The organism is Streptomyces atratus, from assembly GCF_040655115.1.
GTDB lineage: Bacteria > Actinomycetota > Actinomycetes > Streptomycetales > Streptomycetaceae > Streptomyces > Streptomyces atratus_D.
Map to the genome: position 1 here is coordinate 1 of NZ_JBFAJH010000028.1, position 14258 is coordinate 14258.

At 68.7% G+C, this 14258-nt stretch carries 12 protein-coding genes and 2 pseudogenes; 7 read left to right on the forward strand and 7 right to left on the reverse strand.

Annotated elements, in window-relative coordinates:
* Positions 1–125: 125 nt before the first annotated feature.
* The 3 genes from AB0I23_RS25715 to AB0I23_RS25725 all read right to left on the reverse strand — a co-directional run bounded on the left by AB0I23_RS25715 (position 126) and on the right by AB0I23_RS25725 (position 4163).
* Complete coding sequence (locus AB0I23_RS25715; protein WP_359112607.1) at positions 126–1133, reverse strand: IS3 family transposase; 1008 nt, start codon at positions 1131–1133, stop codon at positions 126–128.
* A 17-nt stretch (positions 1134–1150) separates the two neighbouring features.
* Positions 1151–1534 carry a hypothetical protein gene (locus AB0I23_RS25720; RefSeq protein ID WP_359112609.1) on the reverse strand — a complete coding sequence of 128 codons (384 nt, stop codon included), beginning with the start codon at positions 1532–1534 and terminating at the stop codon, positions 1151–1153.
* Between the two features lie 946 nt (positions 1535–2480).
* On the reverse strand, positions 2481–4163 hold the full coding sequence (locus tag AB0I23_RS25725; protein WP_359112610.1) for a recombinase family protein: 1683 nt from the start codon (positions 4161–4163) through the stop codon (positions 2481–2483).
* A gap of 42 nt (positions 4164–4205) precedes the next feature.
* Here AB0I23_RS25725 and ychF point away from each other — a divergent pair, with 42 nt between their 5' ends.
* Entirely contained in the window at positions 4206–5294 is a 1089-nt protein-coding gene (gene ychF, locus AB0I23_RS25730) for a redox-regulated ATPase YchF (protein ID WP_359112612.1), read from the forward strand.
* A 199-nt stretch (positions 5295–5493) separates the two neighbouring features.
* Here ychF and AB0I23_RS25735 read toward each other — a convergent pair whose 3' ends face one another.
* From AB0I23_RS25735 to AB0I23_RS25750, 3 genes are all read right to left on the reverse strand, one after another.
* Positions 5494–6663 (reverse strand): hypothetical protein, encoded by a 1170-nt coding sequence (locus AB0I23_RS25735; RefSeq protein WP_359112614.1) that lies wholly within the window; start codon positions 6661–6663, stop codon positions 5494–5496.
* Positions 6664–6918: 255 nt separating this feature from the next.
* Positions 6919–7311 (reverse strand): DNA-binding protein, encoded by a 393-nt coding sequence (locus AB0I23_RS25745; RefSeq protein WP_359112616.1) that lies wholly within the window; start codon positions 7309–7311, stop codon positions 6919–6921.
* Complete coding sequence (locus AB0I23_RS25750; protein ID WP_359112618.1) at positions 7311–7562, reverse strand: hypothetical protein; 252 nt, start codon at positions 7560–7562, stop codon at positions 7311–7313. Before AB0I23_RS25750 ends, AB0I23_RS25745 begins: the two co-directional genes overlap by 1 nt.
* A 46-nt stretch (positions 7563–7608) precedes the next feature.
* Between AB0I23_RS25750 and AB0I23_RS25755 the strand changes: the two are divergent.
* From AB0I23_RS25755 to AB0I23_RS25765, 3 genes and pseudogenes are all read left to right on the forward strand, one after another.
* Positions 7609–7889, forward strand: a pseudogene (locus tag AB0I23_RS25755) (hypothetical protein).
* The gene (locus AB0I23_RS25760) at positions 7871–8284 is read left to right on the forward strand and encodes a DNA-binding protein (protein ID WP_359112620.1); all 414 of its coding nucleotides are present in this window, start codon (positions 7871–7873) and stop codon (positions 8282–8284) included. Before AB0I23_RS25755 ends, AB0I23_RS25760 begins: the two are co-directional and overlap by 19 nt.
* A gap of 185 nt (positions 8285–8469) precedes the next feature.
* Entirely contained in the window at positions 8470–9909 is a 1440-nt protein-coding gene (locus AB0I23_RS25765; protein WP_359112622.1) for an ATP-binding protein, read from the forward strand.
* Between the two features lie 90 nt (positions 9910–9999).
* Here AB0I23_RS25765 and AB0I23_RS25770 read toward each other — a convergent pair whose 3' ends face one another.
* On the reverse strand, positions 10000–10563 hold the full coding sequence (locus AB0I23_RS25770) for a Uma2 family endonuclease (protein WP_359112623.1): 564 nt from the start codon (positions 10561–10563) through the stop codon (positions 10000–10002).
* A gap of 444 nt (positions 10564–11007) precedes the next feature.
* Here AB0I23_RS25770 and AB0I23_RS41770 point away from each other — a divergent pair.
* The 3 genes and pseudogenes from AB0I23_RS41770 to AB0I23_RS25785 form a co-directional block, all read left to right on the forward strand.
* Positions 11008–11208: pseudogene (locus AB0I23_RS41770) on the forward strand (zinc ribbon domain-containing protein); the annotation flags it as partial.
* 174 nt (positions 11209–11382) lie between these two features.
* A complete protein-coding gene (locus AB0I23_RS25780; RefSeq protein WP_359112737.1) occupies positions 11383–11598 on the forward strand; it encodes an MbtH family protein in 216 nt (71 codons plus the stop codon).
* 144 nt (positions 11599–11742) lie between these two features.
* The gene (locus tag AB0I23_RS25785) at positions 11743–14199 is read left to right on the forward strand and encodes an amino acid adenylation domain-containing protein (RefSeq protein WP_359112625.1); all 2457 of its coding nucleotides are present in this window, start codon (positions 11743–11745) and stop codon (positions 14197–14199) included.
* Positions 14200–14258 lie beyond the last annotated feature (59 nt).

Here is a 14258-nt window from a genome sequence, read left to right on the forward strand (position 1 = left end):
GCTGCCGTCAGCTACGCTCGCCCCGCTGCGACGGGGCTCGCGGCGCAGGTCTTCCACCTCCACTCGGTCAAACAGCGCTTTCCACGGCGCACGAATATTTCAAGTCCAGTGAGACAGTTGTGACGCTATGAGGTTTGTGGTGCGGGTTCGCGGCGCTTGGCTGGGTCGTTGATCCAGGCGGTCTGGGGTATTGCGGGTGGTCGGGGGCGGCGGCCGAAGCGTTCGGGGTGGCGGGCGTATGCCCCGGCGAGGGTGACGGCCCGCTGGTCGCGGACCTCCTCGGCGGTCCCGAAGTGCACGCTGGCCGGCGTGTGCCAGCCGATGCCCGAGTGCCGGTGCTCATGGTTGTAGTACGCGATGAAGGCGTCGAACCACTCGCGGGCGTGGGTCAGCGAGTCGAACCGTTCGGGAAAGTCCGACATGTACTTCGTGGTCTTGAACTGGGCCTCGCTGTAGGGGTTGTCGTTGGAGACCTTCGGCCGGGAGTGCGAGCGTGTCACCCCCAGATCGATCAGCAGCTGGGAGACCTTCTTGGAGGTCATCGAGGTGCCGCGGTCCGCGTGCACGGTGCCGGGCACGATCCCGTTGCGGGCGATGGTCTCGCGGATCAGCTCCTCGGCCCGTTCGGCTGATTCGGCCCGTTCAACGGTGTGGCCGACGATGTAACGGCTGAAGATGTCGATGATGACGTAGGCGTGATACCAGACGCCCTTGGCCGGTCCGGCCGCCTTCGTGATGTCCCAGGTGAACACCTGCGACGGGGCAGTGGCCATCAGCTCGGGCACCGCCCTGGCAGGATGGGTGGCCTGTCTTCGGCGCTCTCCCGACTGGCCCTGCTCGCGCAGGATCCGGTACATCGTGGAGACGGAGCAGTGGTAGCGCCCGGCATCCAGCTCGCGGGCCCAGATCTGGGCGGGCGGCAGTTCGGCGTACTCGTCGCTGTTCATCAACTCCAGTACCGCAGCCCGTTCTTCGGCCGTCAGGGCCGAGGGCTGGGCTTGTGGTTTCCTGGGTTTCCGTTCCGGTGAGGGCCGCAGCCTGCGGTAGTGAGTGGCCCGCGACCGGCCGGTCAGCCGACAGGCGGCGGTGACGCCCAGCTGGTCCTCGACACCGGTGAACGCGGTGTCCACCACCGGGTCGACGGCGTGTTTCAGTCCGCGCTCTCGGAGATCATTTCCAAGAGCGCGGAAGCTTTTCCCATCACCTCGAGTGCGGCCTTGTTCCGGGCCAGATCTTTCTGCAGCCGCTCCACCTGCTGCCGCAGCCTCTCGTTCTCCACCTCCGCGGCGGACTTCTTCGCACGGGCCGGACTCGTCCGGCGGTCGACCAGGTTTTCCAGGGCCCCGGCATCCCGGGCGGCCCGCCACTCCTTGACATGCGAGTGGTAGAGCCGTTCCCGGCGCAGGACCGCGCCCTTCTCGTTCCGGGGCGCGGCGTCGTACTCGGCGACGATCCGCAGCTTGTACTCCGAGGTGAAGGTACGGCGCTTCGGCCGGGGAGCCGGGTCGGATCCGGCGGGCTTGGTGCTGGTCATGAGGGGGTGGTTCTCCTGTCGTGCCCTCTCAGGCTAACCCGCCGAAGCGGGGCGTCTCACCCAAGGCTGACAGAGAGGGTTCTCACCGCGGTCCTCGACACCGCCAAGCGCCAGGATCAGCAGAATCGGGCGCTCTGGTTTCTTGCTGTGTCGCCGTCGTGGCCGTCCTTGCTTCGGCCGTGTCAGCGCCCCGCCGCTGTATGACCACTGGGTGAGACCTGGACCGATAATCTCAGAATGAGTACTCGCCCCAGCAGCGCGACTCCACTGGGCAATTTCATTGGGTCGCGGCATCCGTCCTGACAGTTCGGACCGCTCGGTTGCTGGATGCGGGGCGAAGGTCTGAGGTGAGCGCTGCGTGAGCGGACTGGGTGGCACCAGGGTGGACCAGGCGCAATGGCGATCAAGGCTGCACGTCTCTGATCAGCGGGAATGAGATTGGGCGGTACCGTCCAGCACCACCCGGGATGATCTTGCAGGCCCTTGTAATGCGTAGGTCTCGCTACCGAGCATGGATCCACCGGCTTGATTCCCGAGTGATCGTTTCAGTCCTTCGTGGTGGGTTCGAGCTGTGGGGTAACTGCTGGTCTGCCCAGCGTTTCCACACGTCCGCAGGTCTCGGGTTCTCGGCCATGGAAAAGGGCGGTTGCTCCACCGCGCGCCTGGTGGAGCAACCGCCCTTCGGCGTCCAAGAACAGCACTTGTCGCCACCACCCAGGGGCGCGCACCTACCACCCTTTCCCGGCCTGGCCAAACCCTCGGATCTCCGGATCCTGACCAGGCCGTCGCCAGTCCCGCGACGCGGTTCACGTCCTGCCGCCGGGAGTTCCTGCATGCCGCCGATTCCGAATCTTCGTATCGCCACCGCCACCGCCACCGCCACCGACGACCCGTGGAGCCGGTTCTACGAGTTCATCGGTTACGCGGTCGGACAGCAGTGGAGGGATCAGGGCGCATCGCTCAGTTCCTCCAGTGGCTCGTCGTCGACGCGGGCAACCGCCGCCCCGCCGAAGGCACGCCCTGGAGTCGGCAAGGCCGCCTGAGGGCTGTACTTCTCGGCATCCTCAACCGGGATGATCCGCACCTTGTCCTTCGTGCCACGGGGCCCGGGGCGGACGACGATCCGGTGGACGACCATCGACAGGGCTTGACGTTTCGCCCAAGCCTCCAGCCCCTCCCACTCGGTGAGGATGCCCCGGAACACCTGTGGGCTCGGGGCTACGGCCGGCACCGGCACGTTCTCCCGCTGCTCGATTTGCGCCTCCAGCTTGGCGATCGCGTCGGTCAGCTCCCGATAGCGGTGCTCGTAGCTCTCCAGCTTGATCATGCCCTTGGTGTAGAGCGTGACAAGCCGCTCCAGTTCGGCGTTCCGCTCGTTGAGCTGGGCATACTGATCTACTTCGACGGGCCGTGCCACCGGGGTCGCCGCGGCCTCCCTGGCCGAAGTCGCCGCGATGGTGTCTCCCTCCGGAGTGACCCGCGACGCCAGGAACGAGCGGACTGCCTCCTCCACGACGGTGAGGAGCACCGTGCCACCCGAACACGTGGCCCCGCGAACCTTCGCCGAGCAGCGGAAGAACACCGAAATCCCGCTGTCACCGTTCTTCCGCTTGTACTTCGTGCTACCGGATACCATGCGCCAGCCGCACAGATCGCAGTAGATCAGGCCCGTCACGCTGTGAGCCGGGGAATTGTCCCGCGTGCTGCCCGACTTGCGTCCTCGCCGCGCCTTGTACGCCGTCCAGAGATCCTCGGGAACGAGCGGATTGTGAATCCCCTTGATCCACTCGATGCCGGGAGCATCCACGTGGCTGCTCCCGAGCTCCTTCCGGTACTTGGTCGGCTGGTGGCGTACGTATCCCGCCTGGTATCCGCTGTCGAGCATCCGGTACCACTTGCCGATGGTCAGGACCGCCCCTTCGCGAGTGCGCAGGCCGCGCGCTGTCATGTCGACCACGATGCGGTTCATCGGCTCTCCGGCCGACAGGCGCTCGAACATTTCCCGTACGTAGGCGGCTTCCGATTCCTCGACGTGGAGGGCTCCCACGCGGCACTTCTCGCAACGGGAGTCAGGGTCCCCTTCCAGAGGGCGTCGGCACTTTCCGTAACCGAATCGGAGCTGACCGTCGTGAGTGACGCCGCGGTTGCGTCGGTGGTCGTGGGTCTCCATCCACGATTCACGACTGCGGTCGACCTCGTACTCGGCGACGATCAAGTGCGTGTTCCGGCCGAGCCGACCGCCGCTGCTGGAGGTGTCGATATCCTCCTTCGCCGCCCGGATCTCTCCGCCGGCCTGCTCCAGACGCTTGATGTTGTACGAGCTCAAGGTCGCGTCACGCCCGAACCGTGACCAACGCCATACCAGGACGACGTCCGCTTCGCCCCGTTTGATCCGTTGGATGATCTGCTCTACCTGGCGTTTCGCGAAGTACTTGCCACTCAGGTTGAGGTCCTGCAGGACGTCGATGACGACCATGCCCTCGCGCTCCGCCAGCGTGTTGCACGCATCGATCTGGAGTTCGGGTGAGATCTTCTCGTCCTTGTCCCTGTACCGTGATACACGCACGTAGATGATGGCGCGCTTGGGCTGCTGTGGAAACGAGGAGCCGGTGAGCATGCCTGGCGTCACGGCCGATCCCACCCTTCTTGATCCTGAGCGGACGTTTGCTTCATGAGTACTAGTATCGGAATCGTCGGTCTGCCGAATGTCGGCAAGTCGACCCTGTTCAACGCCCTGACCAAGAACGACGTGCTGGCGGCCAACTACCCGTTCGCCACGATCGAGCCGAACGTCGGCGTCGTCGGCGTCCCCGACGCGCGTCTGCACACGCTCGCGGAGATCTTCAACTCCCAGAAGCTGCTCCCCGCCACCGTCGACTTCGTGGACATCGCCGGCATCGTGCGCGGCGCGAGCGAGGGCGAGGGCCTCGGCAACAAGTTCCTCGCGAACATCCGCGAGTCCGACGCGATCTGCCAGGTCATCCGCGCCTTCAAGGACGAGAACGTCGTCCACGTCGACGGCAAGGTCTCGCCCAAGGACGACATCGAGACGATCCACACCGAGCTGATCCTCGCCGACCTCCAGTCCGTCGAGAAGGCCGTCCCGCGCCTCACCAAGGAGTCCCGCCTCCAGAAGGAGAAGGTCGCGGTCCTCGCCGCGGTCGAGGAGGCCCAGAAGATCCTGGAGTCCGGCCAGACCCTCTTCCACGCGGGCATCACGGCAGGCACCGAGAAGGGCAAGCTCCTCCACGAGCTGCACCTCCTCACCACCAAGCCCTTCCTCTACGTCTTCAACGTCGACGAGGACGAGCTGGTCGACGAGGACTTCAAGAACGAACAGCGCGCCCTGGTCGCCCCCGCCGAGGCAATCTTCCTCAACGCCAAGATCGAGTCCGAGCTCATCGAACTCGACGACGACGAGGCCCTCGAACTCCTCCAGTCCATGGGCCAGGAAGAGCCCGGCCTGGCCACCCTCGGCCGCGTCGGCTTCGACACCCTGGGCCTCCAGACCTACCTCACGGCAGGTCCGAAGGAAGCCCGCGCCTGGACGATCAAGAAGGGCGCCACGGCCCCCGAGGCGGCCGGTGTCATCCACACCGACTTCCAGAAGGGCTTCATCAAGGCGGAGATCATCTCCTTCGAGGACCTGGTCGAGACGGGCTCGGTCGCCGAGGCCCGCGCGAAGGGCAAGGCCCGCATGGAGGGCAAGGAGTACGTGATGCAGGACGGCGACGTGGTGGAGTTCCGCTTCAATGTGTGAGCGGGTGAAGTAACACCACGTTGCCATGCTGGCAAACATGCAGGTCAGATGGGGTCGACTCCTTTGAGAGGCGGCCCCTTCGCATGTCCCGTGCTGGGATGGTGCTGGATTCTGACGTGGTGTCGGCAGCGGACGGGTTCGGCCCTCGCGCCCCGGTTGTCGCACGACGAGGCACTGACCCGGTCGGGTGGGGGCGGCCCTACTCGGCAGACAGTTCGAGCATCGGCTGGAAGGCGGAGTCCTCCTCATCGGGAACGTGCGGGAGGAATCCGTCGGGGACGGTGCGGGCGGCGGTGGTGAGTAGGCGGTCCAGGACTTCCCGGTCGGTGGCCGGAGGGAGCCGAAGTGCGGCGAGGAGGCGGTCGCGGACGGTGGGGTGGTCCGGGTGGTCGTCGAGGTAGTCGGAGTTGAGGGCAGGAGGACGGAAGCCGGCCAGGGCGTCGTGCCAGGACGGGAGGACGATGGCGAGGGTCAGGGCCTCGGCGAGGGACTCGGCGATGAGGGAGGCTCGACCCTCGGAGTCGGTGTAGAGGACAGGGCGGGGGCCGTCGGGGACGGTCGGGCTGCAGAGGTAGTGGGTGCCGCCCGCGTTGCAGCCGGCGACGGGCACCACAGGGAGGCCGTTGGGCAGGGCGATCGACTCGATCGGGTCGGTGCGGGCAAGGTCGAACTCGCCGTCGCAGGCCAGGTAGGAGGCGACCTCGGGATGCGCGGCGATCCTGTGGAGCAGTGCGTTGTCCGAGAGGACGGCCGGGTTGAGGGCCGCGGCGACCGCGGGGGTGAGGGGGTGTCCGGCGAGGACGTGGCGGATGGCGTCGAGGGGGACGGGGCGCTCGTAGTAGTCCTCGAAGTGGGCCTGGACGGCCTCGGGGGAGCGGTCGGTGAGAAGACGGAAGAGGAAGCCGGAGCCGTCCGCGTCCTCGCTACCGGAGGGGAAGGTGATGGCCGAGCCGGTGCGCCAGATGGTGTCGCCGGTCTCCCGCCACAGGCAGGCGGTGACCCGAGGGGCGTCGATGCCCTCATCACGGAAGGCGGGTTCGTCCAGGAGCGGGCGCAACGGGGCGGGCACTTCGTCGATGACGCCGGGCCAGACCTGCTCGTCGTCCGTCCCGTACGGGCTCATCTCCGACTCGTGGTCGAAGCCGCTTATGAGCACGCCGGCCGGTGTGAAGAGGACGGAGAAGTCGTCCCCCGAGCCGTTCTCCATCAAGGCTGCCTCTTCGCCGGGGCCCCAGGCGGCGTCGAAGATGTAGCAGCAGAACCGCGGATCGTCGCCGATCGTGGCGTCCAGGACGGCCAACGCGCGCAGATGGACGCGGAGTTCGGCGGGGTCGGGGAGGAGGGCGGCGGTGTCGTGCACAGTGCTCATGACGCCATGGAAGCAGCCGCCGCTGACGTCCGGCCGGCCGGTCCTGGCATTGGTGTCGCTACCTCCAGCGGATTCCGGCCGACCGCACGTGTTCCTGGCGCAGGATCAGGTGTCGTGAACCGTGGAGCGATGCCCGACGTGCACGACCCACACCACCACCAGCTCACCGTTGTCGATCGTGAGTCGGTCGGAGTCCTCGTCCGTGAAGGGCTGTGGCTGACGGCCGACCGGGTTGGCGTGGCTGTGGTCGGCGCTTCAGACCTTGACGACCTCTACGGATGGGCCGCACAGGAGCGTCAGGTTCTCGGGGTCGGAAGTGAGGACGGTGACCGGCCGGGGCGCGTTCCGGGCGATGACGGCGAAGGCGGCGTCGATGGCGTACTCGTGGCCGTGGAGATGATGGGCGCGAAGGAGGGCGGCGGCTTCGTCGGTGACCTCTCCGGTGACGTCGTGAACGTCGACGCGGGAGAGGACCCACTTGATGCGGGCCGGGTGGATCCGCTCGTAATCGGCCTCAAGAGTGGTCATGGCGCTGGTGGCCACGCGGATGCCTTCCTCTGATGCCGCCTGGACCAGCGCTACGACGGTGCGGTCCTTGCGGTAGAGCTTGGAGAGTCCTTCGCTGTCGAGCAGCAGGGTGCCGGGCATCAGGCGGCGGCACCGCCGACCTGTCGGTGGTCGTGGCGCAGCAGCGCGCGGGCGGCCTCGACCTCCTCGCGGGTGAGCTCGTCATTGTCGGTCTCGAAGTCGGCGACGATCTCCCGAAGCTTGTCCATGGCGACCCGCTGTTCCAGGGCTTCGGCGACGTAGGCGGAGAAGCCACCGGGCCCGACATGGGCGCGTACGGCCTCGGCAAGGTCCTCGGGCAGGCTGATGGAGTACTTTCTGCTCCTGCTCATGGTGCTGATCCTACCGACGGTCGTAACCCTGTGGGTGCGCATAGTCATGGCAGCGCAGGGGAGGCGGCCCTCCGGGCCGGCGACGCGGGTGAGCCTGTCGCTGCCGGAGGGGACCGCGGAGGCGATCCGGGCGTGGGTGGCAAGCGGGAGTTCTCCGCGTTCATCGCCGCGGCGGTCGAGCGTGAGCTGCGCGGTCAGGTGATGGACGAGTACCTGGCGGACTACGAGAACCGTAAGGGGCCGGTCTCCGAGCAGGCTCGTCAGCGGGCGCGGCAAGTCTTCGACGAGGTGTTCGCCGAGGAGGCCGAGTGGCCCGCCGCAAGCTGAGCCACGAGGGGACGCTGGTCCTCGACAGCGAGGGGCTCTCGAAGCTGCTCGCCGACGACGAGCAAGTGGTGGCTCTGGTTGCCGAAGCGCGCTCGCGCGGCATGGAGGTCGTTATCAGTGCGCTCCCCATCATCGAGGTCGTCCACGCCCGTACGAACACGCCTCGCCTGAACTGGGTGCTCTCCGGGCTGCGTGTAGTCCCGGTGGGCGACGAGGAGGCGCGGGCGGCCTCGAAGCTGCTGATGGATGCCGGTTTGCATGGGCACAGGTACGCGATCGATGCGGCGGTCGCCGAGGCCGCGCTGCGGCAGCATCGCCCCGTGGTCATGTCGACCTCCGAGAGCGACGACATGACCAAGCTCTGTGGCGATCGCGTCCGGCTCGTGGCGGTGTGATCTCCCCTGGGTCGAGGGCGGTGGCAATCGCGTGCGGCCGGTCGGCCGCAACGCGATCGAGGACTGCCGTGCTCTTCGGAGTCGCCCCCTGGGTTTTTCCCCGTTCGATCCATCAGGTCGCGAGGTGAAGTAAGATTCAATCTACGTAAGAATCTATCTACGTTAATTGTCCCCGGGGGTGCGTCGTGGAGTTTCAAGGTCGGGCCGGAGATCTTGAGCTGCTGGCTGAGCAGTACCGGACAGTGGCAGAGGGCGTTGGAGCCACTCGGGGGCGGGCTGTGATCATGACGGGTCGGCGTCGAGTAGGGAAGTCGCGACTGGTCCAGGAGTTCTGCGACCGCTCGGGAGCGCCGTACGTGGTGTTTCAGGCCACCCGTGGGCGCAACCCTGTGACGGAGCGCGCCGACTTTGCCGCGACGCTCGCGCAGTCGCTACTGCCTGGGGCGGAGCTGGTCGCCGGCCTCCAGGCGCAGGACTGGAACCAGGCCCTGCGCTCGCTGGCGCTCGCGGTACCCGCTGACTCACCCAGCATCGCGGTGATCGACGAGGTGCCCTGGCTGGTCGAGCAGGATCAGGAATTCGAGGGTGCACTCCAGACTGTCTGGGACCGTCACTTGTCCTCCAAGCCCGTGCTTCTGCTGCTGGTTGGCAGCGATACATCGGTGATGGAGGCACTGCAGTCGTATGGACGCCCGTTCTTCGGTCGGGCAGCGAAAATGACCGTCCACCCCCTGAACCTGGCCGATGTGCAGGCCATGACCGAACTCGACGCCGCAGGGGCCGTCGACGCCCAGTTGATCACTGGCGGATTCCCCGAGATCGTGCAGTCGTGGCGGCCGGGAATGGGGCGTACAGCCTTCTTGCAGGCGTCGGTCGCCAATCCTCTCTCGCCCCTGCTGGTGGCCGGCGAGTTGTCCCTGCTGGGCGAATTCCCCGAGGCTTCGCACTCACGGGCCGTACTGGAAGCGGTTGGCAGCGGTGAGCGCACGTTCAGTGCAATCGCAGCCCAGGCCGGCGGCGCCGACGCTCTGCCGTCCGGCACGCTCTCCCCGCTGCTGGCCATGCTGCAGGCCAAGCGAGTCATGGCTGCTGATCTCCCCCTGTCGGTCAAGCCGGACAGCAAGAACAAGCGCTACCGGATCGCCGACCCGTATCTGCGGTTCTGGCTGGCGTTCCTGGCACGTGCGATCCCACTCATCGAGCGAGGCCGCGGTGACCTGGCACTGGAACGCATCGAGCGGTCATGGACCAGTTGGCGCGGGCGAGCGGTCGAGCCACTGATCCGCGAGTCCTTGCTGCGTCTGATGCCCGATGATGAGTGGCCCGAGACCGAGGCCATCGGCGGTTGGTGGAACCGTCGGAACAACCCCGAGATCGACCTCATCGGTGCAGACCGCGAGCCGGTGGCCCGGCAGGTGTCCTTCGTCGGGTCGGTCAAGTGGCTGGAGACCCAGCCCTTCGGCCGTCACGAGTACGACGCCTTGGTGCGCGACATGCTCGCCGTCCCCGGTACAGCCCCGGATACTCCACTGGTCGCGGTCTCCCGCTGTGGGGTGACCGATGATCTGCCGCTCACCGCGCACTGGGGGCCGGAGGATCTCGTACGGGCGTGGCAGCCCCGATAGCCACGAAGTCCGGGATCTCTCACGTCGTGAGTGATCCGGCGGAGCCCCGCACAGGAGACTGCTTTCCCGTGCGGACATGGTGCTGACTTTTCAGCTGCTTCTGGGCGGTGTGAGCTTGTCGAGCTCGAGGCTGATGTCGAAGGGCACCGGGCGCTGGAGGGCGCCCCGGAAGATACCGGCGGGCGCGTAGGCGCCGGTGGGTTCGTCGAGCTCGTAGACGTGGACGACGGGTGCCCCGTCCTCGTCCTCGATGCACCAGTAGTGAGGGATGCCGGCCTCTGCGTACTTGCGAAGCTTTACGGTGCGATCGCGGTGGGCGGACTCAGGGGATACGGCCTCGATGACGAGTTTCACGTCCTCTGGGGCGTACCAGGTGCGGTCGGGGTCGTAGGGCAGGTCCGTCAGCAAGAGGTCCGGCTCGGGGCGGTTGCGGGCATCGAGGCGGACCGTCGTCTCCCGCTCGACCTCGAAGCCGGCCGGCGCCTGCGCCATGAGCGTGGTGGTCAGGGCGGTGACGAGGCGGCCATGCCAGGACCGCCGGGGCGACATCATGAAGACGAGGGCTCCGTCGATGAGCTCGGTATGGCGGGGTGCCTCGGGGAGGCGGTCCAGGTCCTCCGCGAACCAGCCTTCCGCGCGCGGCGGCGCATCCACTCCGATCCCCGGAGCTGGGGTGCAGCGGCCTATGTGGGACACGGCCACCGGAGGGAGGGCGGGGCATCCGACCTGGACATCGCCCGCGTGTGGGTCGAGCTCGCTCCCGACCTCGCGCCCGGCGCTCGGGCTCCAGTGCGCCTCCTGCCCCTGACGCCGGCGCGGTGGAGGCACCTTGCCCCGGGTGACCGGATCACGCTGTACGAGACCACGGTGGCCGGCGGGACGGCGTCGATCCTGGAGGTGCACCCTCCAGAGGTGTGGAGAGAGTGGGCGGTCAGGTAGCGGGGCGCGCCTGTCGTTTGCCGGCCACCTCGGTGGGCAAAGCTTGCCGGGAGGGGCGCCAGAACCCGAAGATCGACTCGGGGGTGAGTTCTACGCCGTTCTTGAGCAAGGATGGCGAGAACCACGCGCTTGGGCGTGAAGTCTTCCGATTGATCAACGATGCTGGTCGGGGAGAGGGCGCTCCTCGCGATCCTGAACGCCAAGGCTGAAAGCGCAGGACGGGAAGTGATGGCCGTGGACCCCCGCAACACCTCCCGCAAGTGCCCCGCATGCGGCCACACCGCCAAGGAGAACCGGCCCGCCCAGGACAAGTTCCACTGCACCGTGTGCGGCCACGACGCGCACGCCGACACAGTGGGCGCCCTGAACGTTCTACGGGCCGGGCCGGCCCGTCGCGAAGCCCGACCGGCAAAGCGAGAAGCCACCCCCTTCAGGGGGTGGAGGAGTAACAAGCCGCCGTATAGCTCGTGTATGGCAGGCCTCGGCAGGCTGGTCCGGCTCAGTGGAACGCCCGTGGCCCCGACAGGAGTGACCGTGCTCGAACCGCAGACCGTCGCCGCTACCTGGCGCGTCGTGCTCAACGACGAGGAGCAGTACTCGATCTGGCGGAACGACCGCGAGCTGCCCGCCGGCTGGCGTGCCGAGGGCACCGTCGGGTCGCGGGAGCAGTGCCTCGCCCGTATCCAGGAGGTGTGGACCGACCTGCGTCCGGCGAGCCTGCGCCGCCGCATGGCCGGACAGGGTGCCTGAGCCGAGGTCGAACGTCAGGCTGAGAGGCTGTCCGGCTACCTCTGACCGGGCGGTCGAAGGTAGCCCGACAGCCTCTGAGCCGCCCCGCCCCGCAGTCATTTGCGATCGACATCCGCGACCGACCAGGACAAGGAGCGCAGACCCATGCCCCCCCCACCGCCGACGGTCGTTACGGACCAGGCCCGGACCGTCCCCGGGCTCGTCGGGCGCGAGGCGAAGCGCACTCCCGAGGCGACCGCCGTGGTGGCGGGCGGCCTGCGGATGTCCTACGAGGACCTCGACCGCCGCTCCGCCCGGCTCGCCCGACGGCTGCGGACCCTGGGCGCGGGGCCGGAGGCCCCGGTCGGCGTGCTGCTCGGCCGCAGCCCCGACCTGGTGGTCGCACTGCTCGCCGTCTGGCGGGCCGGTGCCCCCTACCTCGCCCTGGACGCGAGCCTCCCGCAGCCGCGGCTCGACGTCCTCGTGGCGGACTTCGGGACCGGGCTGGTCCTGTGCGACCCGGCGGCCAGGGACACCGTGGCCGCGACGGGAGCCACTCCCGTCGTCCCGGCGGAGACCGAGGGCGTGTGGGCCGCCTCTGGAAAGGCTTCCGAGCCCGGTGCCGCGGCCTGCGTACTGCCCGCCTCCGGCTCCGCCGACGCGCCCGAAGACGGCGTGGTCGTGACACACGAGGTCTTCGCGGACAGGGTCACGGCGGCGGTCGCCCGGCTCGGGCTGACCGCCGGGGACCGGGTGCTGCACCACGCGGACCTGCTCTCCGACGCCCATGTGTGGGAGATCTTCGCACCGCTCTGCGCCGGGGCGGCCGTGGTGCTGGCCCCGGACGCCGACCGTGACCCGGCGGCGCTGGTGCGGGTCATGGGCGAGCATCGGGTCAGCGTCGTCCGGGCCGGGCCGTCGCTCCTGCGGACGTTGGCGGGGCAGGCCGGCCGGCCGCAGTGCACCGCGCTGCGTGCGGTGGTCTCCTGCGAGGGCGGGGGCTGGCAGGTCCACTGGTCCGTCGAGGGATCGGTCGAGAGCGCCGCCGTGTCGGAGGTTCCGGTGCCGGTCGCCTTTGCGGGGCGTGCCGCGGCGGCGCCGGCCGCGGTCGCCGTGGAGGGGGACGGGTTCGCCCTGACCTTCGGCGGGCTGGACGAGGCGTCGAACCGCTGGGCGCGGTGTCTGCGGTCGCTGGGCGTGGGGCACGGCTCGGTGGTGGGGGTGCTGGTGCGGCGCGGGCCCGATCTGCACGCGGTGATGCTGGGGGTGTGGAAGGCGGGCGCGGCCTTCGTGCCGCTGGATCCGGCCTTCCCGGCGGCCCGGACGGCCTGGCTGCTCGCCGACGCGGGTGCGCGGGTGCTGGTCACCGAGGTGGCGTACGTGCCCGACGGGTTCGACAGGTGCGTGCTGTGCGTGGACGATCCGGAGGTCGCGAGCGCGCTCGCACGGGCTTCGGGCGCGGCGCTCGGGGTGGCGCACGATCCGGACGAGGCGGCGTACGTGATCCACACGCCGGGTGCGGCGGGGCGCCCGTATGGTGTGGCGGTCACACACCGGGGGCTGGCGAACCACGCGGCCTGGGCGGCGCGGGACCTGGCCGGTGCGGGCCGCGGCGGCGGGGCGGTGTTCTCGTCGATCGCCTGCGAGCTGGCGGTGATGGGCATGTGGGCGCCGCTGCTGGCCGGGCAACGGGTGCTGATGCTGCCGCAGGACCTGGACGTGGCGGAGCTGGGGGAGCGGTTGGCGGCGGCCGGGCCGTTCAGCTTCCTGAAGTTGACGTCTGGCCAACTGGAGTTCCTGTCAAAACAGTTGGGCGATGCGGGGACCGCCGCACTGGCCGGCGTGGTCGTGGTCGAGGGCGAGGCGCTGCGGGGGCCCGGGGCAGCGCGTCTCGCCGGGGTCCTCGGTCCCGGCCGGCTGGTCCATGAGTACGGGACGGCCGAGGCGTCGGCGGGCCCGTGCGTCCATCCCGTACCGGCTGATCCGGGCGCGGGCGTGGTGCCGGCCGGAACTCAGCTGCCGGGGGCGGTGATACGGGTGCTGGACGGCGAGTACCGGCCGGTCCCGGTCGGCATGGTGGGCGAGCTGTACGTGGCCGGGGCCGGGGTGGCCCGCGGGTATCCGGGCCGCGGCGCGCTGACCGCGCAGCGGTTCGTGCCCGATCCGTACGGTCCGCCGGGGACGCGGATGTACCGCACCGGAGACCTGGCGCGCTGGACGGAAGCGGGGGTGGCGGAGCTCGTCGGCCGCACCGACCGCCAGGTGAGGATCAGCGGCCACCGGGTCGATCCGGCGGAGTCCGAAGAGGCCCTCCACGACCATCCCTGCGTCAGTGAGGCCGTCGTCGTCGGCTGCGAGCCCGCGCCGGGCGACGTCCGCCTGGCCGCCTATGTGGTGCCGCGCCCCGGTGCGGAAGGCCTGGACTCCGCGGTGCTGGCGGCGCACTGCGGGCGGCGGCTGCCCGGATACCAGGTGCCCGGCAGTTTCACCCTGCTGGACGAGGTGCCGTTGGACGCCGACGGGAGGGTGGACCGCGAGGCCCTGCCGGACGCCTCCGTCGCCGTACTGGAGGGTGACGGAGGGTGGCGACGTTTCGAAGACACGCAGGAGGGACCCAAGTGACCAGCACATAGCGTGAGATGCCGCCGAACCTTGTTGTAAAGATCGAAAGCTTGTCCGCA